The organism is Variovorax sp. SPNA7, assembly GCF_033807855.1.
GTDB classification, from domain to species: domain Bacteria; phylum Pseudomonadota; class Gammaproteobacteria; order Burkholderiales; family Burkholderiaceae_C; genus Variovorax; species Variovorax beijingensis.
The window spans coordinates 2,070,088-2,090,972 of the sequence record NZ_CP138513.1; the positions used below are offsets into that span (position 1 = coordinate 2,070,088).

Annotated in this window: 17 protein-coding genes; 4 read left to right on the plus strand and 13 right to left on the minus strand. The window is 62.6% G+C overall.

Annotation, left to right across the window (positions count from 1 at the left end; all coding sequences use genetic code 11):
- Positions 1-70 precede the first annotated feature (70 nt).
- Positions 71-874 (plus strand): helix-turn-helix transcriptional regulator, encoded by an 804-nt coding sequence (locus RZE77_RS09655; RefSeq protein WP_130422513.1) that lies wholly within the window; start codon positions 71-73, stop codon positions 872-874.
- 502 nt (positions 875-1,376) lie between these two features.
- Here the strand turns inward: RZE77_RS09655 and RZE77_RS09660 are convergent.
- The 12 genes from RZE77_RS09660 to RZE77_RS09715 form a co-directional block, all read right to left on the minus strand.
- The gene (locus RZE77_RS09660) at positions 1,377-2,603 is read right to left on the minus strand and encodes a porin (protein WP_319442331.1); all 1,227 of its coding nucleotides are present in this window, start codon (positions 2,601-2,603) and stop codon (positions 1,377-1,379) included.
- Positions 2,604-2,956: 353 nt separating this feature from the next.
- The gene (locus tag RZE77_RS09665) at positions 2,957-5,194 is read right to left on the minus strand and encodes a xanthine dehydrogenase family protein molybdopterin-binding subunit (protein ID WP_130422515.1); all 2,238 of its coding nucleotides are present in this window, start codon (positions 5,192-5,194) and stop codon (positions 2,957-2,959) included.
- Positions 5,191-5,685: a (2Fe-2S)-binding protein gene (locus tag RZE77_RS09670; RefSeq protein ID WP_130422517.1), complete on the minus strand. Its 495-nt coding sequence runs from the start codon at positions 5,683-5,685 to the stop codon at positions 5,191-5,193. Before RZE77_RS09670 ends, RZE77_RS09665 begins: the two co-directional genes overlap by 4 nt.
- 76 nt (positions 5,686-5,761) lie before the next feature.
- Positions 5,762-6,259: a cupin domain-containing protein gene (locus RZE77_RS09675; protein WP_130422519.1), complete on the minus strand. Its 498-nt coding sequence runs from the start codon at positions 6,257-6,259 to the stop codon at positions 5,762-5,764.
- The gene (locus RZE77_RS09680; RefSeq protein WP_130422521.1) at positions 6,256-6,822 is read right to left on the minus strand and encodes a carboxymuconolactone decarboxylase family protein; all 567 of its coding nucleotides are present in this window, start codon (positions 6,820-6,822) and stop codon (positions 6,256-6,258) included. Before RZE77_RS09680 ends, RZE77_RS09675 begins: the two co-directional genes overlap by 4 nt.
- A gap of 9 nt (positions 6,823-6,831) precedes the next feature.
- On the minus strand, positions 6,832-7,803 hold the full coding sequence (locus RZE77_RS09685) for a Bug family tripartite tricarboxylate transporter substrate binding protein (RefSeq protein ID WP_130422523.1): 972 nt from the start codon (positions 7,801-7,803) through the stop codon (positions 6,832-6,834).
- A gap of 11 nt (positions 7,804-7,814) precedes the next feature.
- Entirely contained in the window at positions 7,815-9,464 is a 1,650-nt protein-coding gene (locus RZE77_RS09690; protein ID WP_319441641.1) for an FAD-dependent monooxygenase, read from the minus strand.
- 10 nt (positions 9,465-9,474) lie between these two features.
- Positions 9,475-10,449 (minus strand): Bug family tripartite tricarboxylate transporter substrate binding protein, encoded by a 975-nt coding sequence (locus tag RZE77_RS09695; protein ID WP_319441642.1) that lies wholly within the window; start codon positions 10,447-10,449, stop codon positions 9,475-9,477.
- 37 nt (positions 10,450-10,486) lie between these two features.
- Positions 10,487-11,806, minus strand: a complete 1,320-nt coding sequence (locus RZE77_RS09700) for a Xaa-Pro peptidase family protein (RefSeq protein WP_319441643.1) — start codon at positions 11,804-11,806, stop codon at positions 10,487-10,489.
- Positions 11,807-12,304: 498 nt separating this feature from the next.
- On the minus strand, positions 12,305-12,817 hold the full coding sequence (locus RZE77_RS09705) for a MarR family winged helix-turn-helix transcriptional regulator (RefSeq protein ID WP_165403204.1): 513 nt from the start codon (positions 12,815-12,817) through the stop codon (positions 12,305-12,307).
- 490 nt (positions 12,818-13,307) lie between these two features.
- Positions 13,308-13,460 carry a hypothetical protein gene (locus RZE77_RS09710; RefSeq protein ID WP_165403205.1) on the minus strand — a complete coding sequence of 51 codons (153 nt, stop codon included), beginning with the start codon at positions 13,458-13,460 and terminating at the stop codon, positions 13,308-13,310.
- A gap of 37 nt (positions 13,461-13,497) precedes the next feature.
- A complete protein-coding gene (locus RZE77_RS09715; RefSeq protein WP_319441644.1) occupies positions 13,498-14,562 on the minus strand; it encodes a Bug family tripartite tricarboxylate transporter substrate binding protein in 1,065 nt (354 codons plus the stop codon).
- Positions 14,563-15,025: 463 nt separating this feature from the next.
- Here RZE77_RS09715 and RZE77_RS09720 point away from each other — a divergent pair, with 463 nt between their 5' ends.
- From RZE77_RS09720 to pdxR, 3 genes are all read left to right on the plus strand, one after another.
- Positions 15,026-15,373: a RidA family protein gene (locus tag RZE77_RS09720; protein ID WP_130422532.1), complete on the plus strand. Its 348-nt coding sequence runs from the start codon at positions 15,026-15,028 to the stop codon at positions 15,371-15,373.
- Between the two features lie 44 nt (positions 15,374-15,417).
- The gene (locus RZE77_RS09725; protein ID WP_130422533.1) at positions 15,418-16,167 is read left to right on the plus strand and encodes a pyridoxamine 5'-phosphate oxidase family protein; all 750 of its coding nucleotides are present in this window, start codon (positions 15,418-15,420) and stop codon (positions 16,165-16,167) included.
- Positions 16,168-16,454: 287 nt separating this feature from the next.
- Positions 16,455-17,957 (plus strand): MocR-like pyridoxine biosynthesis transcription factor PdxR, encoded by a 1,503-nt coding sequence (gene pdxR, locus RZE77_RS09730; RefSeq protein ID WP_319441645.1) that lies wholly within the window; start codon positions 16,455-16,457, stop codon positions 17,955-17,957.
- Between the two features lie 312 nt (positions 17,958-18,269).
- Here the strand turns inward: pdxR and RZE77_RS09735 are convergent, their stop codons facing one another.
- Positions 18,270-20,681 carry a penicillin acylase family protein gene (locus RZE77_RS09735; protein ID WP_319441646.1) on the minus strand — a complete coding sequence of 804 codons (2,412 nt, stop codon included), beginning with the start codon at positions 20,679-20,681 and terminating at the stop codon, positions 18,270-18,272.
- Positions 20,682-20,885: the final 204 nt, after the last annotated feature.

Sequence of the window (20,885 nt, forward strand, 5' to 3'; positions counted from 1 at the left end):
ATGCTGCGTTGCCTGACGAGCAACGAGGTACTATCCAGCCGTCCGTCCGCAATGCCTACGGCAGGGGATCATGGCCATTCACTTAAACACCTCTCAGACTCGCGCATGGAGCCGTCTTTCGGAGATTGCAGCCGGGTCTGTCGATTCGGACCAGCTCCGTGAATCAGTTGGAGTTCCGCTGTTGGATCTGCTTCGGGCAGATACCTATGCCTCCATGGTTTGGGGTGCAGTCGAAAAACGGTTTTGCAGAGTGGTTGCCGTTGATATGGATCATGATCGCTTGCGCGACTGGCAGCGCTACTACCGGCATGTCGATCCTTTGACAATGCAGTTCATGCGACGGCAGGTGCCTACAGTTGCCACTCAGATCGTCGCTCGTCGGGAGCTTGTGCGATCCGAATTCTTCGGCGACTTCCTGCGACCGCAGCAGATGCACTGGGGAATCAATGTATTTTTCTTCGACGCTGGAGAATGCCTTGGGGACCTGCGGATTTGGCGGTCATACAGCAGAGGCGACTTTGACGACAACGACATCGGCATGCTTGGGCTAATCGAGCCGGTGATCCTTGCATCGTTGACCCGGATCCGTAAGGCCGATGAGAACCAAGCGCAAGAGGGCATGGTGAATGCTGCGGCGCGACAGCCTGAACGATTTCAAGACCTGAGCCCTCGTGAATGCGAGGTCGCGAGGCTCCTTCATCGAGGCGCAGCCGATAAGGACATTGCTTGTGTACTTGGTATTAGCTACGCGACGGTGCGCTTCCATGTGGGACACCTGATGCGCAAACTGGGGGTGCGAAACCGTACTGCAGCGGTTGCCCGTCTTAGCCTGCTGGCGAACTCGGAGCAACTGTTTCCCACACATACCCGTTGAAAGATGTATATGTAGACAGAAGACCGAGGAGGGTGGGTTGTGGCGGCTTGTTTGGGAATGACCCGCTTGCGAGGGCTTACACGGACGAGAGCTAGTTGACGCCAGCGAACGTCCGTGAGCACTTCCTTGTACGTGAGCTTGTGTCTCCCGCCTTCGGCCTCACGCGGTCGACCTTTTTATCTGGGTTGCGTCGTTGGCGCGGTGATTCCGGGCACCAGCGTGTTTCAACGGCTGAAGTTCGACGCGAATGTCGGGCTGGGATGCCGCAGCGGTGATACGCACTCAGACCCGGCGCCTCGCCAAGGACGAACTGCAAGGAAGCGACCATGTAGCGCATGCAGAATGCGGGGCCGAATCGGCGCTTCGCTCCGACGACGCTGATGGAGTGCGAACGCGCCGCCGGGGCCTGATTGTGACTACGCGTTGTCGGCGCGAGAGGCCTCTTGGCCTTCGCCGGGTTGAGTTCACGTCCCCCAACGAATCCGGCCGGAGCAGGGAGCAACTAGAAGGCGTGGCGAATGCCGACGTCGTAGCCCGTCGAGGTCTGTGGAGTGAACGTCGCGTTATTGATCAACGCCGGACCGCCGACGGTCAGTGCGGCACCATTCTTGTTTCTCAGGCGAGCAACCGTCGCATAGAGCGCCGTGCGTTTCGACAAGTTGTGAACGTAGCCGATGGCGACCTTGTTTGCCTTCGGATCGTCAAGCAATGAGAACGGCAGGTTGAAGTCGTACTTCACTTGCGAGTAACCCAAGCGGATCAGCCCAGGGCCCACGGGCACGGTGACACCGAATACGTAACCCTTAAGGTCGATGTCCGCTGCGGCCATGAGCGGCTTGACTTGGTAGTCCACCTCCTTGCTTGCCTTTGAGTACTCACCGAATAGCTTGAGCACACCGAAATCGTATGAACCGCCAAGGTTGATGGTCTTTACCGCGGTGGTTGTGCCGGCGTAGAAGTCGTCACCGATGGTGCTGCTGCCGTAGGCGAGCGCAAAGTCCAGCGGGCCATTTGCGTAGCCGATTCGTCCGCCGACATAGCGTCCCGTGCGCGAGTTGTTCAGCGCGGTTGGGGTAACCGTGCCAGGATCGAACTTGTCTCTCTCGTGGAAGGCATACATCACCTGGCCATAGAAGCCGCCGAGGTTCGGGGGCAGGAAGTAGCCCACGCTGTTGCTGGCGCGAGCATAGCTATTGCCAGACACGCTGGGAATCCCAGCAACTGCCGGAGGTGCAGGTGGGTTGAAGGTGTTGAACGCCCCATTGGCGGTGAAGACCACGCTGGCGCCTACGCCGTTGGCTCCGAACGGATCGAACATGGTGTCGTTCCAGTACAGCGGGGCGAAGTCGCGCCCAAGGCGAACTTCACCGAATGGACCAGACAGGCTTACGGTCGAGCGTCTCGCGAAAGTCGAGATGCCGGTCTGGCCGTCGTCGTTGGTGATCGGAGTCTCGAGCCAGAAGCTGGCTGCCAGGCCACCGCCCAGGTCTTCAGTACCTCTGAAGCCCAGACGGCTGGTGTTGTAGCCGGAGTTCGACAGCGCGGTGCGACTTACCTTGGCGCTATCGAAGAACAAAGGGTTGGCAGGCGTCGGAAAGCCAACAATCTCCGACTTGTTCGAGTAGCCGCTGACGGCTGCGTCGACCACGCCGAAAACGGTTACGGACGACTGAGCTGCCGCCGAACTGGCAACAGGCAGGGCAGCCAACGCAACTAGAGATATTCTCATCGCAGGTTTCTCCAAGGTGAAAAAATAAGGATCCGGTTTGTAGGACTCGCCGTGACTGGTACTTCTCTGCTCCTGCTCCTGCTCCTGCTCCTGCTCCTGCTCCTGCGCTCGCCGGCCGGTGCCAGTGGTGTTGCGCGTAATGGCGGCCATGCCACCGACGACGGACCAGAGGAAAGAAGTGCCGGCAATCACCGGAGGTGGGATGGGGAGGGCGTTCCTCAGGTCGTCGAATCCGGTCTGGCAATCGCTACGGTTGCGATGCAAATGCCCGATGCCGCTGATGCCGCTGATGCCGCTGATGCCGCCGATGCCGCCGATGCCGCCGATGCCGCCGATGCCGTAGCGAAAGTTGGTCACCTCTGAGCCCCGCCCGCGGCCTTGGTGCTCTGCCTCAAGGCCTGCAGCACCCGCGCCGGGGTGAGCGGGAATTCCTGCAAGCGCACGCCGCAGGCGTCGGCCACCGCGTTCGCCACTGCGGCGCCAACGGCCGGCAGCACCTCTTCCCCGGCGCCCAGCGGCGGTCCGGTGTTGGTAATCACGATCGGCGTGACGGCCGGGTGGGCACCGAAACGAAGTACCGGATAGCTGTTCCAGTCCACGCTGGTGACCTCCGTGGTGGAGAACTGCACGGCTTCCAGCAGCACGCGGCTGACGCCCTGCATCGCCATGCCGATGATCTGGCTCTCCACCACGCCCGGGTTGATGGCAGTGCCGCAGTCCATCGCCGCGAACACTTGCTTGACGGTCACCGCGCCGGTGGCCAGGTCAACCTCGACATCCGTTACCGCACCGCCCATCGACGCCCGATGGGTGCCCAGCGCGACGCCGCGCCCGCGTGCAAGACCCGCCTGGGGCCGGGCCACGGCCGCGCGCGGTTGCCAGTTCGAGGCCTTCGCCACCGCGTCCAGCACGCCAAGCCAGCGCGCGTTCTTGATGTTCAGGCGGCGGAACGCCACCGGGTCCATGCCCACCCGGCGCGCCAGCTCGTCCATCGCCTGCTCGGAGGCGAACGAATAGGCCAGGTCCATTGGAGCGCGCAGGTTTGCGCCCTTGAGGTAGCCGGCCAGTCCGTCCACCGCGTGGTTGACCAGATGCCAGTTCGGGATTTCGTACATGCCGCCGAGGTCGAACTTATTGACCACCAGGGAGCCCGGACCTTTGCTTAGCTCGTGTGCGGGCTTGTCTCCGGCCATCTGCTCGGACGTTTCCTCGATATGCCAACCGTGATGCCAGCCGTGGTATTCATAGCCCACCAGCCGGCCGTCGCTGTCGGCTCCGATCCTCACTTCGCCCACGTGGGCGGGGCCATAGTTGTCCCAGCCATGCTCGTCCCAACGCATGAACTGCACCCGTACCGGCTTGCCCACCGCCTGCGACATGAGCGCGGCCGCCAGCGCCACGTCGTCCTGACCGTTGTGGCCGTAACAGCCCGATCCCTCCATGTATTGCACGCGAACGCTCTCGTCCGGTAGGTTGAGTACGGTGGCGCCGCGGTCGCGCAGCGCGAATACGTCCTGGCTGGAACAGATGATGGTGGCGCTCCTGGGACCTACGTCCGCGAGCGCGCAGCTCGGCGCGAACGACGCATGGCCCTGGTAGGGCGCGCGGTACTGGCCGCTTGCCACGTGCGCGGCCGCAACAAGCGCCTTGCCGGCGTCGCCTTCGGCCAGAATGTCGGTGTCCACTGTCTTGGCCTTGCGCATTTTGTCGTGCAGCCCGGCGTCGCCCGGCAGCCGAGGCGGCATGTCCCAGCTGACTTTCAACGCCTCTGCGGCGCGCACCGCGTCCCATTGCCGCGGCGCCACCACGCCGAGAAAGGCGCCGCGGCGCACCAAGCGCACCTGCGTCAGGTGGCGGATCGACGATTCGTCCACCGCCAGCACCTTGGGCACGGGACCATAGGCCCCCTGTCCGCGCGGGCGAACGACGCGTCCGTGCAGCATGCCGGGCATCGTGGCGTGCTGCACGTAACGATAGCTGCCGGCAACCTTGGCCGGGATATCGCGGCGCGGTACCTTGGTGCCCACCAGACGATAGCTGCGCGGGTCCTTCACGGGCGCCGCGCCGGTGACCGCGAGTTGGAATGGCCTGTCTCCGACCAGCGCGCCGTAGGTGACCATCCGGCCCCCGCCGATGACGCGGCCGCGGTCGACCGTAAGCTGCTCGACCGGCGTCCCGAGTTGTCCCGAAGCGCGGCGAAGCAGTTCCTGCCGGGCCTCGGCCGCCGCATTGCGCAGCTGGACGCCGGCGCGTTCGATCGATGAACTTGAGACGGTAGCTCCCTGGTTGACGGAGCGCACAGTGTCAACCTGGGCTGCGGTCACCTGTGACAGGCCGAAGTCCAGCTCCTCGGCTACGATCTGCAACATCGTGGTGCTGGAGCCCTGGCCCAACTCCACCTTCCCAAGGTAAACGGTGGCCGTGTTGTCCTGGTGAATCGCCAACCACGAGTCCAGGCGCTTGGGATCGACCTGCGGCGCGGAGGCGGCTTGCGTTTGGCCGGTGGCCGGGATGCCGATGGCGACGATCATGGCACCGCCGGTCTTGAGCAGCGTGCGCCGCTGAGCGGAGACAGGTAGTGCGTCCATCATGAGCCCTTTGCCATGGCGTCCGACGCGCGACGGATTGCGGCGTGAATGCGGGGATAGGTGCCGCAGCGGCACAGGTGGGTGTCCATTGCCTCGCGGATCTGCGCATCGGTGGGCCGCGGATGCTCGCTGAGGAACGCGACGGCCTTGACGACCACGCCGTTGAAGCAATAGCCGCATTGCGGCGCTTGCTCGTCGATCAGCGCCTGCTGCACCGGGTGCAACGACGGCGCCCCTGCCTTCTTGTTGCGGGCCGCATACCAGGCCGGCACGCCCTCTAGGGTGATCACCTTTCGACCGACCGCGGCCGACGCGGGCATGACGCAGGAGCGGATCTCCTGGCCGTCCAGCAGCACCGAGCAGGATCCGCACTGCGCCAGGCCGCAGCCGAAGCGCGGGCCGGTCAGGCCCAGGTCATCCGCTAGCACGTACAGCAGCGGGGTGGCGGGATCGGCGTTGACTTGGTGCCGCTGGCCGTTCACATTGAGGTTCATTGCTTCGTCTCCTGGTTATGGCGCCGACGAACCGTCGGCGCTCTTTTGCATCGCTTCGATAAACTTCTGCGCGCAGTTATCGGGCGTTCACCGTGCCATGCAACGAGCCCTCGCGCTTGGGCTCTCCGTCGATCAGCACGAAGGCGATGCGTGCGATCTCGCTGCCATGATTGGCCCAGGCGTGGCTAGTGCCGCGCTGGACCATCACATCGCCGGCCTTCATCTCCACCTTGCCGTCGTCGATGTACATCGTCACCTCGCCGGCCATGCAGATCACATAGTCCAGCGTGTCGGTGCGGTGCTGGTCCGGCACATGGGCGTTTGGCTGCAGCTCAACCACGGCGAAGCGCGTGCCATGGTCCGGCGGCGCCGTGCCCAGGATGCGCGCCCCCGCGTCCTCGTCGCCGGTGAATGGAGCGGGCGACCGGTCGGTGGACCAGATCAGCGTAGAGCTGGCGTGCTCGTTGGGGAACTTGTGGTTGGCCGCCAGACCGTCCATCCACAGCACCGATTTGCCGCTGGCTTCGGCCGTCGTGACGATGCGGCGCAGCTGCGGTGCCTTGCGCGAAGTCATACGAAGGCCCCATCTAGTTCTGGCAACGGCTGCAGGCCGTCAGGCACCGGCGCATCGAAGGCGTTCAGCACGACAGCGACCATGGTGTAGAAGCCCATCACCGAGACCAGCTCAATCATGAGGTTCAAGCCGAAGTGTTTTTCGGTCCGGGCATAGACCGCGTCGGACACCTTTCCGCTGGCATGCAGGTCAGCCACCATCGCGGCGACCACGCGCTGGTCCTCTGTTTCGTAGGGCACCGGCTGGCCAATGCGGATGGCCTCGATCACCGAGGCCGGCAGGCCGGCTTCGAGCGCCGCTTTTTCGTGAGCAAACCATTCGTACTGCGCTTTCCATTTGCGCGCCACCAGCAGGATGGCAAGTTCGAATAGGCTGCGGTCCAGCTTCCCATCCAGCCGCAGCGTGTTGCCCAACTGGTTGGCTGCCGCGGCTAGCGCGGGCTGCCGCAGCCAGATGGCGAAAGGGCCGCGCACCACGCCGCCGCGCGAACCGCCGATGATTTCAGCCAATCTCTTTTGCTCATCACTCATGCCCTCTGGGGCGACATCGGGAACCCGTGCCATGTGTACTCCTTATTCGGGGGTGACGTTGGCGGCCTTCACCGCTCGGGCCCAGCGAACCGACTCGGTGCCCAGGAAGGCCTGGAACTCTGCGGGCGTGACGGCGGCCGGTTGAAGGCCGAGCGCCGTGATGGTCTTTGCCTGGAACTGGGGGTCGGCCAGGATTGCCGCGACGTCGGCATGAATCTTTTTCAGCACGAGCGCCGGCAACCCCCTGGGGCCGGCCAGGCCCAGCCAGGTCTTGGGCTCGAAGCCAGGCAGGCCCGAATCGCCGACGGTGGGCAGGTCTGGCTGCGAGGGCAGGCGCTTGGGAGTGGCGGTGGCCAGCAGGCGCAGCTTGCCGGCCTTGGCATGGTTCTCCACGATGTTCACCGTGACGAGCATTGCCGAGATCTGGCCGCCCAGCAGGTCGGTGACGGCCGGCGTCGAGCCTTTGTACGGCACATGCAACAGCTCGACACCGGCATCGCGCTTGAACTGCTCCATCGCAACGTGCGCATAGGAGCCGTTGCCGAACGATCCGTAGCTGAGGCTGTTGGGTTTGGCTTTCGCCAGGGCAATAAATTCCGCCACTGTGCGCGCCGGCACCGACGGGTGGACCACAATTACTGGCGACAGAAACCCAAGGAGCGAAACAGGAGTGAAGTCGCGGCTCGCGTCGAACGGAAGCTTGCGATACAGGTACGGGCTAATGGTGAGCGCCGCACTTTCGAACACCAGCAGCGTGTGGCCATCGGCCGGGGCCTTTGCCACGAAATCCGCGCCCAAGGTCTGGTTGGCGCCGGCTCGATTCTCCACGACCACTGGCTGGCCCCAGACAGTGCTGAGCCGCTCGCCCAGCGCGCGCGCCACCGTATCGGTCACACCGCCGGGCGGGCTGGGCACGATTAGTTTGACCGGTTTGTTGATGAGGGCGTCGGCCGCGGCGGCCGGCAGGCACAGCGCGGCGCAGACACAAAGCAGGGGCATCTTCAGAAATCGCATCAGAATCTCCTTTATTTATGGGATTCGTTCGCGCGGCGGCGAGCGGCGATGCGCGAGCCGACGCCGCGCACTTGGTCTATCAGTTCCAGCGCGTCGTGCGGGCAGCGGTCACCACGCCAAGCCACATGGCCGTCCGGGCGAACCAGGACCAGGCGACGCTCATACAGTGCGACAAGCTCAGCTGAGTCCAGTGCGTGAACGGTCATGGGCACACCGCGCTGGGCAGCTGCTGCCTCTAACGGCGCGGTGTCTGCATTGCCTAGCTTGAGCAGCGTGAAGCCCACGCCGAACAGGTCCAGTGTGCTGCGACCGTCCGTCAGCCAGGCATGCGGCGCGCGTGCCCCCGGCCGGGCTGACGGAACATACTCGTCGGCCTCCGTTGGCGCGCATGACCCGTCGTCGGCAACCACCGGCGACGGCGCATATACATGACCCAGATGAATGCCCACCGGGTGCCAGGCGTGTCGGTTCACCTCCACCAACTTGGCGCCCAACTGCTCGCGCAGGGCCTGACCCGCGGCACCGGCCACGGTGATGCCCGCGTAGGCGTTACCGTGAATCAGGCGGACGTAGTTGCGCACCGATTCCTCTGTCGCGCGGGCCGCTGCGGGTCGGCGTTCCCAGTCGTAGCTTTCAAGTAGAGTGTCGCCACCCCAACGCTGAATGACGGCGGAGAGCTTCCAGCCAAGATCCCAAGCGTCCAATATGCCTGTGTTCATGCCCAGCCCGCCATTGGGCGGATGCGCATGCGCCGCGTCTCCCGCCAGGAACACGCGGCCGTCGCGAAAACGATCCGCCACAGTCGATTTGCGCACCCAGGTGCTGACGTCCTCGATTCGGTAGTCGATGCCCTCGCCCAAGCAGCGGCGAAGGGCGCTGTCCAACTCGTTTCGAGTCGCGTCCGCGCCGACCCCTCCGATAAACTGCACTCGGTAGTAGTCCTTGCCGTCAATGGTGGTGAGCACCGCCCAAACGCCCTCGTCGCCTACGAAGACGTAGCGATAAGCATCACCATGGCGGTGCCGCGCCAGCAGATCGGGGATGGTCACGTACACGCTCATTGACGTATCCAGGTGCTTATTGCCGCGCACCTCGATGCCCAGCAGCTTGCGCACCGTACTGGAGTAGCCGTCGCTGCCGACCAGATAGGCGGCGCGCACTGTCCGGCGCTCGCCAGTATTCATGTTGGCTAAGAGCGCGGTCACCCCGTTCTCGTCTTGCTCGAAACTCTCCAGCGCTGTCCGGTACCGCAAGGAGACGCTGGAGTGCGATCGGGCTTCGCGCTTGAGGATGGGATCGAACCAAGTCTGCGGGCAGGGGCGTTCGCGTTCGGGGCTGAATGGCGAGTCGAATTCCACTCGCAACGGCGGAGTTTCGACCCGACCCAACTCATGCCCCTGCATGCCCGTGACGAAGACACTGTCCAGGCCATGGTCCAGAGGAAAGCCCCAGTCGCGCACGGCTTGGGCTATGCCCAGGCGGCGGCAGAACTCCATTGTCCGTACGCTCACCACGATCATCTTGGCCGATTCCATCTTCTCCTCGCGGCGCTCGACTAGCAGCGTCTCTATGCCCTGCTGCCCCAGGTAGGCAGCCAGGGCCAGACCGATTGGGCCGGCGCCGACAATCAGGACCGGAACTTCTGCGACGTGGCTCTTCATGGTGTGGCGCCTACTCTGCTTTGGCGCCCGCGCGGGCGACACGTTCGGCGTTTTTCTTGGTGTCAGAACGGATCAAGGCGATGAACTCGTCGCGGCTTGCGTACACGGGCTCATAGCCAACCTTGCCAAGGAAGACCTGCAACTCTGGCTCACGCAGGGCGCGCTGGATGTCGCGGTTGATCTTGTCCAACGTGCCTTTCGGCGTGCCCTGGCGCGCTAGGAAACCGACCCAGGCGGTCACCTCAAAGCCGGCGGGGCCGCCTGACTCCACGACGGTGGGAATGTCCGGCTGGTCCGCAACCCGTTTCTCCGCCGCGACGGCAATCAGGCGAGCCTTGCCGCTACGCACTAGGGCGCCGGTCGTAGCCACTGTGCCCAAGCCCCAAGTCACGTCCCCGCTCGCAACCGCCGTGAACAACTGAGTGGTTTCGGTGAATGGAACATGGAGCATCTTGGTGTTCGTCAGCATTGCGTACAGCGCGCCCCCCAAATGCGAGGGGCTGCCGATGCGCGGCGACCCAAAGGACACGGTGTCTGGATTCGCGGAGGCCAGTGCGGTGAGGTCTTTGGCGGTTGTGATCGGCCCGTTGGCCGCGACGGCGATGAAGAACGGCGTGCGGAAGAACGCCGCGGCGGCGTCGAAATCACGCTCGACGTCAAACGGCATCTTCTTGTAGAGGCTGGGGTTGATGGTGATCTGCCCGTCGTCGGTGATAAGCAGGTCATGCCCGTCGGGCGCACTGTTCTTTACCGCTCCGGCAGCGATGAAGCCGCTGCCCCCGGGGCGAGGGTCGACGATGACCTGCTGACCCCAGTAGCGGGCGAGTGTCTGCGCTAGCACGCGGGCGGCGGCGTCAGGCCCGCTGCCGGCGGGGAAGGCGCTGATGATGCGCACCGTGCGGGTCGGGAAGTCCTGGGCATGCGCGGGCGCGGCGGCCCACATTGAGGCGAGCGCTAGGGCGCCTGCCAGCGATTTAAAGCTCATGGGTTCTGCCCAATGGATTGAGGAGCGATGTAAGGGGTCAGCCGACCTGCGCGAACTCGAGCGGCGTGCCGATCAGGCACTCGGCTTGGCCCGGCCGCACCACCATGAAGTCGGACAGCATGCAGCCCACGTCCGGCTTCCAGCGTGAATCGTGCAGGTCGATGTTGTTGCCGAAGCACATGCCCTCCTCCAGCACCATGTCGGCGATGCGGTGGCCGTTGAGGGTGTTGCTGCCATAGCCGTTTTCATAGACCACGGCGGGGAATTCCGGCGATGCGGTACCCATGGCGTGGAAGCCCAGCTCTACCCAGTCCAGCCCAGCCTTCCGCGCCGGCCTACGGATGATCTCCAGCGCCTCGCCGATGGTCCGGCCGGCCGTGAGCGCCTCCTTGCTGGCGTGCAGACATTCGACGGACACGTCCCAGATGTGTAGCAGTTCCTTGGGCGCGCGCTTGCCGACGTACACCGTGTATTCAGTATGGCAACGGTAGCCGCCGTACTTGGTGTGCCATTCGCTGACGATGATGTCGCCGTCCTGCAGCGGACGCATGCTCGGCGTTAGCGGCTGCTCGCAGCCGTGCAGCAGGTGCCACAGCTCGCTGGTTGGGTGCTCGACCGGCCCGGCGGCGAACAGGTTGAAGATGTTGGGCTCGGCGCCGTTGGCGATCTGGGTACGTACCATTTCGGCGTAGACCGCAGCATCGGTCACGCCGGGCCGCGCGGTGTTGGCCATTGCATCGACCACCTTGCGGGCGATCTTCCCTGCTTTGCGCAGCATGCCGATTTCTTCCTCGCTCTTGACCATGCGCATCTCTTGCAACAAGGCGCTGGCGTCCACGAACTCAGCCCCCGGAAGTAACTTTTGCAGCGCAAGCACATCGGCATGCAGCAAGGTCGAGGTAGTCTGGATGGTGGAAGAAAAGCCGATAAAGCCGATCCTCGCGCGGTCCAGCCCGCGTTGGCGAAGCTCGTCCGCCACGGCGGGCATGCCACCGCGGGTGCGGAAATCCTTTACCCACTTTTGGATCGACAGGTACATATTGGTGGGACGATTCATGTGCGCGACCGCGTTCCACACCACCGGCTCGCCAACCAGCGGAAATAGTGCGTCTGCCCCGATCTGCGAATCGACCTGCAGCATGTAGCGCAGGTTGGCCATGCCCATGCCCCAGTAGATGTCGTTGCCAAGGAAAACCAATGCGTCGAAACCCGACATCAGCATTCTCTTGCGGGCCTTGTCCCAACGCCGGTCACGCTCCTGCAGCGACAGCTGCGGCATGTAGTCGAACAGCGGCACCGCGGCGGCGCCCTCGGGCAAGGGTTTCGCGGTCGGTGGGAACGATGTTGGAAGGCTCACTGCATGTCTCCTGCGGTTGTGCTTTGTATATGTTGGTCCATTATATGGCGCGCCATATGTTTGTCAAATACAACCGCCGGCTGTGTCGCGCGACCTACCGGTATTCGGCACGCCGCGGTCTCCGAAGCTGTGCGCGATGAAAGTTCCTTCCTGCGCCGTGAACAGGCTTTATTCATCGAGCGGGGCGGGCAGCCGAGGTGGCTTGAAGCCGCGACGCGCGTTCACGTGCGGCAGAGGGCGTGTGCTGTGCTCGAGCGCAACCGCCGCCCGAGCGCAGACGGACGCCGCAGCAGCGTGAGACAGGTCGTTGCAGATGCCGGCAACGATCAGTACCTGATCCACGATCGGAACTCGATCTTTGATAGGCACCTAGATTGGACTAGAGCTGCATGTCTCGGGGAGTTGAGCTTCGCCGTTCGCAATTTTCAAGATCAACGAAATTTGTGAACGTGTGATCGGGACGATCCGCAGGGAGTGCTGCTCACCCGCCGATCCGACCTAATGGGGCCCGGGGGTGGGCCGCTTGCGCGCCACGGCTTTCCGTGACTCGGTTCCTTCGCCCACCTCCAGCGCCCGGCCCTTGAAGGCGGGCACATTGTCGTACATGCGAACCAATAGATGCTTGAGCACCTTGACGTTGGCGGAATCCAGACCCTTGCGGATCATGGCGTCGTGGGTCTGTATAGCGTCCCAGCAGAGCGCGGCGGCTTCCTGGCCCCGCTCGGTGAGCAAAACCATCACGGAGCGGTTGTCGTGGTCGAGCCGCTCTTTGCGCAGCAGGCCATCGGCTTGTAGGCGGCGCAGAATGTGCGAGAGGGTTGACTGGTCGAGGGCCGCCTTCTCAGCTAGTTCGCCCACGGTACTAGCTTCATCCAGGTACAGCAAGGTGAGGACGCGGCCAGAAAAAACGTTCAAGCCGAGCGGGCGGAACTCCCGATTGACCGCCTCCGTGATCCTGGCAGCAATCCGGTTGAGAAGAAACGGCAGGGTGTCGTGCAGGTGTGCAGGCATGTTGAAGCTCTTGGACTTGCCAATTGTAGCGGCTTCATAATATGGAGCTTCATGCATTGCGCGTGGCAGCCTCTCTTGCTTGACCGAAAAAAATCCTAGCCCGAATACAACGTCTTAAACTGCCCAGTTGTGCTACTGACCCGACTTGCCAGCGCCGAGGATCGCGGGGCTTGCGTCTCTACCTATGCGGCTGTAAATGCCGCTAATAGCTGAACCGGGGTCAGAGATCGCTGGAATTCAACAGTGGATCGCCTTAAACAACGCCCGGATGGCCAATTTCGGGTGCGAGCCTGCTTCTCCAGCCAAGCGGCGAAGAAGTCATCCAAACGTTCAGGACGTGAGCGGCGACGGTTTAGCGCGCCCCTTCGCTGAATTGCTCCAAGAGATCGCCACCTTGCAACGCCATGCCCTGTGGCGCCATAACCCGGAGACGTCGTGGGTTCACCTACACCCACTGTTCGCCGACACACGCCGCACCGCCAGCCAACCGTTAATCATGCTCGATCTTGCCCTCCGTCACTCCGCCGTAGAAATCAGGGTCTTCGCGCAGCATGATCAAATCGGGCGCATCCGTTCGAAGCGCCTTCTCCATCAGCGCGGCTGCCGGCTGCAAATTGGCGGCGCAGTCGGCGCCCGAGTTCATCTGGATGGCCTTGATATTAAGTTCCCTCGGTCTGGTTTCAATTGACGGGTAGATTGAGTGACGCTGCAAGCGGGGCAAGCGTATGGGTGTCAGTAGCTGCGCGCGCGTTGGCTTGCGCGGGAGTGCTGAAGACAGGCGTCAGACCGGCCAAGGTCAGTCTCGACAATTGTTCCGGGGTTTGGAGACCGGCCACAATCGTGTCGCGAAGGTAGAGCACAACGGCCGGTGGGGTGGCGCGGGGCGCGGCCAAACCGAACCAGGCGGTGGACTCGAAGGACACCCCAAGTTCAACGGCCGTCGGCACCAGGGGCAAGGCGGGAGACCGTCGTGCGCTGGTGACGAATAGCGGTGTTACTTTGTGGGTTTCGATGAAGGGTTTTTGCACACCCACGTTGTCCAGAATCGCGTCGATCTGGCCTCCCAGCAGGTCATTGATCGCCGGAGTGCTCCCCTTGTATGGGACCGGCAGAAGGTCGGCGCCGATGGCTTTGCCGAACAGCAACTGAGCCAAGTGGCCATGGCTTCCAAGGCCAACGTTGCCGACGCTGACCTGGCCAGGCGCCTTCTTGGCATAGTTCATGAAATCGCCAAGCGTTTTGGCTGGAAATTCGTTGTTAACCACCATGACGAAGGGCACATCGACCAATACGCTCACCTGGGTCAGCCCTTCAAGCGGTTTGAAATCCTTGTACGTTGTCGGCACCACTGAATTGATCCCACTCGAGGTCATGAGTAGGGTGTAGCCGTCCGGCGTCGCACTGATGACGCGCTTGCCGGCTAACGAGCCTCCTGCACCCGGCTGGTTGTCGACCACCACGTTCTGGCCGCTGCGCCTTCGCAAGACATCGGCGACCGAACGCGCCAACATGTCCGTGGTGCCACCGGCCGGGTACGGCACAACGATGGTGATCATCCGGTCGGGATAGCTGGCCTGCGCATGGACCACACAGTTCGCGAGCCCGGCATTCAGCACTAACAGGCCGCGCAGCAGGGTGACATAGAAGCGTCTCCACGGCCTTGGCATGAACCGGCTGGTCTGCGAAGAGGGGTCTGCTGCGTCAATCGCCTGGGCGGCAGGATTGGTCGAATCTGTGACTTTCATAGGGCAACTCCATCAGAGAAAGTGGCCCGATTACATGGCAATCAGAGGCGCTCGCAGAGAGCCATTTACACAAATCTCAAGGGCACCAATTTGCCGGATCGCCACCCAGAGCAGTCCCTCAAGCTTTTCGTTCAGCGGCTTCTTCTGTGGATCGCTAAGGCTTGCGAACTGCAGGAAATGAGGCGTTCGCGATCGACCCGGAGCCTCCTCGCGTTATACAGCGCTGGCTTAAAAGTCGCGTCGAACCGCCGGTGAAACCGAAGCGCTCATGTGACCGGCGGACGCCATGTGCTTGAGCCGCAGTTCTTCCCCAGGTGCGAATCGGATTGCGCCAGTGGTCTCATTCGAAAGGCTGAATTGGTACTTTCGACACGGTGTGGCTGGCGCCTATAGTCAAGCCACTGACCCAAATGCGCTTTCCTAGCTTCTGGGCAGCCATCCGAAGCTGCTGATCCAAAACGCTATGAGCATAGTCCGCCACGAACCATCTTCTATTCTTTGCAATGCTGTTGTGCACAACGGCGTGGTCTATCTGGCGGGCATAACAGCGGCGGACACGAGTGCTGACGTAAAGGGCCAGACGGTCCAGGTTCTTGATGAAATCGACCGCCTGCTGGCCCTGTGCGGTACCCATAAGTCTAAGATTCTCACGGCATCTATTTGGCTTCCGAAAATTTCCACCCGGCCACAGATGAACGAGGCTTGGAACCTCTGGTCAGACAAGGCGAACCTGCCTGCACGCGCGTGCGTGGAGTCGAAATTGGCTGACCCGGCTTGGCTGGTCGAGATTGCAGTAACTGCCGCAGTCTGAATCTCATTCTCGTTCCCCTTACCCTTTCTCTCTGTCAGCGCATCATGTCCGAAATTGACGAACAAGCTTCCAGCTACAAGGTGGACAACGTAAATCGTGTGAAACGCCGTCACGATCGCGGTCACTATGATTTTGAGACCATCCACGCACTGTTGGACTCCGCAATGCTCTGCCACGTGGCCTACGTCATCGAAGGCCGACCGTTCTGCACGCCGACGTTCTACTGGCGCGAAGGAACCCGCCTTTACTGGCATGGAAGCGCGGCAAGTCGAATGCTACGCAACTTGGAAGCTGGGGAGCCCGCTTGCTTGACGGTGACGCATTTGGATTCGCTTGTGGTCGCTCGCTCTCCCTTCAACCACTCAGCTGATTACCGTTCGGTGATGGCTTTTGGCACTGCCCGCCTGGTCGAGGATCAAGTGGAAAAAGAGAAGGCCTTGACGATGATGGTGGACCGTCTTTTCCCCAAGCGGACAGAAGACCTGCGTCAGAGCACCCGGCAGGAAGTCAAAGGCAGTTCCGTCATCTACATGGACATTGAGCGTGCTTCGGCAAAGATTCGCGCGCGTGGCGTGGTCGACGAAGACGACGACTGGGGCCTGCCGATCTACGCGGAAGTGATTCCGGTGAAAACGGTGATCGGCGATCCGATGCCTTGCCCGCGCCTTGTGCCTGGGATCTCCCGCCATGCATCCGTCCGCAGCTATGTGGCAGGTCGTACCCTGGAGGACGCACTGGCTGAGGCATACATCGAGAGTTATTCCTTGTATCCTAAGGATGGGCTGCAGCGTTAACCGGGTGACGAACGGTGTGGTGCCGTGCCAACCTTGTCGAACCGCTCAGATCAATGAGAGCCAGCCGTAGGAGCAAGCCGCCATGGCGGGCGTCCCAGATGCTGCGGCTATTCAAGGAGAAGCTGCCACCGGGCATATGGGTAGCGGCTTCCGTTTGCGCGCGGACTGAACTAGCCCCATAGAGCGCGCAAGTCTTCTGACTGGACATGCAAGGCCTTGGTCTTTTTCGGACCGGGATCTAGGTCCGCTCTGTATTTGCAATCGCAGCCGCCGCTGCCTGGGAACGCATGATCATTCCCGACGAACTGGATCACAGTGGTCCGCTCTATCTGCAGGTCTACAAGAGCATCCGCCGCGGCGTACTCTCTGGCCGTCTCCGGCCCGGAAAAAGATTGCCCTCGAGCCGGGACTTGGCTTTGGAGTTGCGGGTCTCGCGCAACACCGTCGTTCAAGCCTATGAGCAGTTGCGCGCAGAGGGCTATCTGGAGGGAAGACTCGGCTGGGGCACATTTGTGGCTGCATTTGTGCCTGATGAGTTGATGGCCGTGCATGGCGAACTGGGCAAGAGGCTGAAGCATGCAGGCGCCAGCGCGGAGACCAGAATTTCAGGCTATGCGTGCCGCGCGCTTGAGCAAGCGCCTGTTGGAGTGAGGCCCAACGAAAAGCTGCGCGTCGATTTCCGCTATGGCGCGGCAAATGTCGCCGACTTCCCATCGGCAGAGTGGCGCGCGATCACGATCAAGCACCTGCGCAAGATCGACAAGACATCGTTGAATTACTCTGAGGCGGGCGGCTACGGCCCTTTGCGCGAAGCGATCGTGGACTATGTGCGCGAGCATCGCGGCATTCATTGCAATGCGCGCGACGTGATCGTCGTGGGCGGCTCTCAGCAGGCGCTGGATCTCGTTGGGCGGGCTCTGCTCGACCCAGGCGACCGGGTGCTCATGGAGAATCCGACTTATCCTGGCGCACGCGCGGTGTTTCAGGCAACCGGCGCCAAGATCCACCATAGTCAGGTGGACAACAACGGGTTGGATGTACAGCAGGTGCTGCGGCTGCCACACCGGTTCAAACTCGCCTACACCACTCCCTCCCATCAGTTCCCCACGGGGGGCACCATGCTGCTGCCGCGACGCCTCTCGTTTCTGCAGTGGGCGCACGACTCCGGCACGTATGTACTGGAGGATGACTATGACAGTGAGTACCGATTTGAAGGTCGTCCGATCGAAGCGATTGCTGCCCTTGATACGTTCGGGCAAGTGATCTATTCCGGCACCTTTTCGAAGATTCTCGCGCCGTCGCTGCGCCTGGGCTATCTGATCTCGCCGCCAGCACTTACCGAGATATTGCTGTGCGTGAAATCCATCGCCGACCGTCACGCACCGTTGCTAGGCCAGCAGGTACTTGCGACGTTCCTGTCCAGCGGGCAGTTCGAACGGCATATGCGGCGCTCGCGTGCTCGCAATGATTCGCGTCGCAAAGCACTGCTTAAGGCACTTCATTCCGCCTTCGGGGACAGGATTTCCGTCCAGGGGGAAAACGCTGGCCTTCACGTCACCGTATGGTTCCGTGATCTGCCTGCGTCCGAGATTGATTCGATCGTCGAGAAAGCCGCTTCAAAAGGTATCGGCGTCTACTCTATCGCACCGCTGTACCACGGGCCGCCGCCGTCGGCGGGCCTCCTGCTGGGCTACAGCTCGCTCGATGAGATCGAGATCGCCGCGGGCATCAACGCTCTGGCACAGGCGCTAGGATTGGGCTGCAGAGCCGGGGCTTGGCGCATCTGCTGACGCTCAATGTCGCGGCATAGGGCGTCCTCCTGACGCTTTTATCCCTTCGATGATGAACGAGTCGGACGCAGGCGGTATGTCCTCCGAAGCTTAGACGCCGCGGCCGAAGCGGATTGGCAGGCGTCCAAGCGTCAGCCATGGTGCCGATGGGGCCGTGTCCGACGGAAGCAAAGGAAGCTCTCCCCACCAAAGCCGAGCCGCACGGCGTTGCGGCTCGAGTGGGCTCGCGCGGCGCGTGGCCACAGGCCAACGTCTGTCGCGGAGCGGTGATCGTCAGGTACCTCTCGTGCGATTCGCATGAGATCACGTTGCTCAGTTGCCTGCTGCTTCCGGAGTGAGCCTTATGCGCGCACTGGCCGCGCGCTCAACCGCCTTGCGGCTGTAGAGCAGCGGCACATAGCGCCCCGCCTCCCAGTCCGCCGCCATGTCGCGATAGTGAGGACTGGCCGGGTCGCCCGACTGCCCCGGCGTGTTGATGACGCGCGAATTGTTCCATGCACCCACGTCGAGCACCATGCGGAACGACGGTCCGCTGATCAGACGGAAGTCTTTGCGCCGATAGGTTGACGAGTTGACGGTGAACTCATCGCCTGACTTCGCGATCGGCCCGACGGTGGCGTCCACCGTCGCGTCGAGCAGACCGGCCAAGGGATGAACGAACAGCGCATGGTGCAGCTTGCCCCATTCCCACATGCCCGGGTCGTTGCCGAGCAGCCTGACGGTGTCGTCAAGTGCCGCAACCAGGCTGGTGCTCAGGATGCGGTCGCGCGTAGCGAATGGATCAACGCCGAGCTTTGCATCGGGCTGTTCGAGAATGCCGAGGATCACGCGCGAATCGCCTTCTCCAAGCAGAACTTGCCGGTCAGCTGGCGCCATCTGTGCGATCACCGCGGCCTTGAGATGTCGCGAGAACCAAACCTCGTAGAGGGCCGCGGGTGCCGAGTCCTTGCGCACCTCGAAATCCCAGGCAATGAGAAGCTGGAGCGCGCGCTGTGCGGCTTCATCGTCGGGCTTGAGACCGGCGAGCAGCGCAACCAGCCGGCGCGCGTGGCTCGACCGGTAGTCGGTCTGCAGCCGCATTGAGTCCAGGAGACTTTGCCGCTTGGAGCTCTCGAGTACTTGCGAAATTCGGTCGATGCGAGACGGGTCCGCCCACTCGAAGCCGATCTTGCTTTCGAGTAGGTGGCCTTCGGGCACTGTCTTGTTGTTCGCGGTCGCAATCCACCCGCGAGCAGGGTTGTGTTCGTGCGGCAGCTCGTCGTTGTGCCTGTAGCCGGCCCATTCATAGCGGCCGTCGCCGGGCACAGGCAACAGGCCGTCCCAGTTGGGGCGCACCGGAATCAGCCCGCCCGGGACCCAGCCAATGTTTCCTGAGGTGTCCGCATAGACTTGGTTCTCCGATGGCGCACCCCAGCGGTTCATGGAGGCGCTGAATTGCTCCCAGTTTCGCGCGCGCATGAAGTCGATGCTGCCGAAGTAGGGCGCCATGCCTTGATCCAGCCAGGCAAGGCGCAAGGAAAATGCGGTGCCCTTGCTCGCATCTTCGAAAACGACGGGGCCGTGGCGGGTGAACTTTAGCTCGACCTCGCGCGGCGCAGCGCCCTTAGCGGTGATGGTTTCCTTTACCATCGTCATCGGCTCCCAGCGCCCTTGATAGCGGTATTCGTTGCGGTTGTCCGGGTTGGTCTCGTACACGTAGACGTCCTCTTGGTCGGCTCGGAAGATCGTCAGGCCGAAGGCGATCCGGCCGTTATGGCCGATCGAGATGCCCGGCAGGAACGGCTCGCCAGCACCGATCACGTCCATGCCCGGCGCCGCAATGTGCGCGATATAGCGAAGCGACGGCGCCGAGTAAGCGCGGTGAGGGTCGTTCGCAAGAATCGGGCGGCCCGTGGAGGTGCGCGAGGGCGCGATGACCCAGTTGTTGCTGCCGACACCCTGTTCGGTGCGCTCGCCCGCCGCAAGCATGCTGACGATGTCGATGCCTAGCGCATGGGCGCTGTCGGCCGCCGGCTTTTTGAAGTCGATCTCCGACGTGGCGAGCGTGTACGTCCGCATCATGGCGGCAGGCACCGTGCACGGATCGAGCCCCGCCGGCATGCTTGGTCGCCACGCGGGCTGCAGGCCGCTTCGAAGTTCATCGATGCCCACGTCCCCCTTGCATGCGGTGCGCGCGCGGGCGACCTCGCTGCTGGCGTTGCGGGTCAGCCCGTGCGCGCGAATGCGAACGATGTCATCGGCGCTCCAGAGCGCAGGCTCGTAGCCCAACTTCCGGAATTCAACTGGCAGTAGCCGCGGGTTCTCGCGCGTGGCCCGAACGAACGCATTGATGCCGGCTGCAAAGGATTCTGCAATTCGTTTGGCGTCGGAGCCGTAGGCCAGCCATTCGCGGTACATGTCGCCGCGGTACAGGAAGAGCCGCGCTGCCCGGTCGTTCTCGACATAGGCCGGGCCGAAAGTCTTCGAAAGTTCCCCAAGGCCTCGTTTGCGCCAGAAATCCATTTGCCAGAGGCGATCGCGCGCGGCGTTGAACCCTTGCACGAAGAAAGCGTCCTGCTGGCTCTTGGCGTAGATGTGCGGAATGCCCCATCGGTCGACCACGATCTCCGCGGCCTCCTGCAGACCTGCAACCCTGAACTGCGTGAGCGGTGCGTCTTTCGCGTGGCCGGCGGCGGCCGTCAGCAATGAGATTGCCAGCAAACCGTTGGCAATCGTCGTTGTCATATGCATTTTCGTTTGTCTCCTGACTTGTTCGTTTCCGAGAACGAAGCTTCTTCAGATGTAAATCGACGGCAGACTGGAGTTGAATGGTCTGGCAACAGTCGTGTTGACCCTGATGGACGAGACACAATTTATTGAGCGCAGGGTGCAGAGCCAAGAGCCACTTCAGCCCTACCGGTCAGTCCAGTACCGCCGCATCGGCACGAG

What these genes read in the sequence shown, in the direction of transcription:
- RZE77_RS09655 (WP_130422513.1), top strand. Translation starts at nt 71, where the DNA reads ATGGCCATTCACTTAAACACCTCTCAGACTCGCGCATGGAGCCGTCTT.
- RZE77_RS09670 (WP_130422517.1), bottom strand. Translation starts at nt 5,685, where the DNA reads ATGAACCTCAATGTGAACGGCCAGCGGCACCAAGTCAACGCCGATCCC.
- RZE77_RS09660 (WP_319442331.1), bottom strand. Translation starts at nt 2,603, where the DNA reads ATGAGAATATCTCTAGTTGCGTTGGCTGCCCTGCCTGTTGCCAGTTCG.
- RZE77_RS09705 (WP_165403204.1), bottom strand. Translation starts at nt 12,817, where the DNA reads ATGCCTGCACACCTGCACGACACCCTGCCGTTTCTTCTCAACCGGATT.
- RZE77_RS09690 (WP_319441641.1), bottom strand. Translation starts at nt 9,464, where the DNA reads ATGAAGAGCCACGTCGCAGAAGTTCCGGTCCTGATTGTCGGCGCCGGC.
- RZE77_RS09685 (WP_130422523.1), bottom strand. Translation starts at nt 7,803, where the DNA reads ATGCGATTTCTGAAGATGCCCCTGCTTTGTGTCTGCGCCGCGCTGTGC.
- pdxR (WP_319441645.1), top strand. Translation starts at nt 16,455, where the DNA reads ATGATCATTCCCGACGAACTGGATCACAGTGGTCCGCTCTATCTGCAG.
- RZE77_RS09715 (WP_319441644.1), bottom strand. Translation starts at nt 14,562, where the DNA reads ATGAAAGTCACAGATTCGACCAATCCTGCCGCCCAGGCGATTGACGCA.
- RZE77_RS09695 (WP_319441642.1), bottom strand. Translation starts at nt 10,449, where the DNA reads ATGAGCTTTAAATCGCTGGCAGGCGCCCTAGCGCTCGCCTCAATGTGG.
- RZE77_RS09675 (WP_130422519.1), bottom strand. Translation starts at nt 6,259, where the DNA reads ATGACTTCGCGCAAGGCACCGCAGCTGCGCCGCATCGTCACGACGGCC.
- RZE77_RS09665 (WP_130422515.1), bottom strand. Translation starts at nt 5,194, where the DNA reads ATGATGGACGCACTACCTGTCTCCGCTCAGCGGCGCACGCTGCTCAAG.
- RZE77_RS09680 (WP_130422521.1), bottom strand. Translation starts at nt 6,822, where the DNA reads ATGGCACGGGTTCCCGATGTCGCCCCAGAGGGCATGAGTGATGAGCAA.
- RZE77_RS09725 (WP_130422533.1), top strand. Translation starts at nt 15,418, where the DNA reads ATGTCCGAAATTGACGAACAAGCTTCCAGCTACAAGGTGGACAACGTA.
- RZE77_RS09735 (WP_319441646.1), bottom strand. Translation starts at nt 20,681, where the DNA reads ATGACAACGACGATTGCCAACGGTTTGCTGGCAATCTCATTGCTGACG.
- RZE77_RS09710 (WP_165403205.1), bottom strand. Translation starts at nt 13,460, where the DNA reads ATGAACTCGGGCGCCGACTGCGCCGCCAATTTGCAGCCGGCAGCCGCG.
- RZE77_RS09720 (WP_130422532.1), top strand. Translation starts at nt 15,026, where the DNA reads ATGAGCATAGTCCGCCACGAACCATCTTCTATTCTTTGCAATGCTGTT.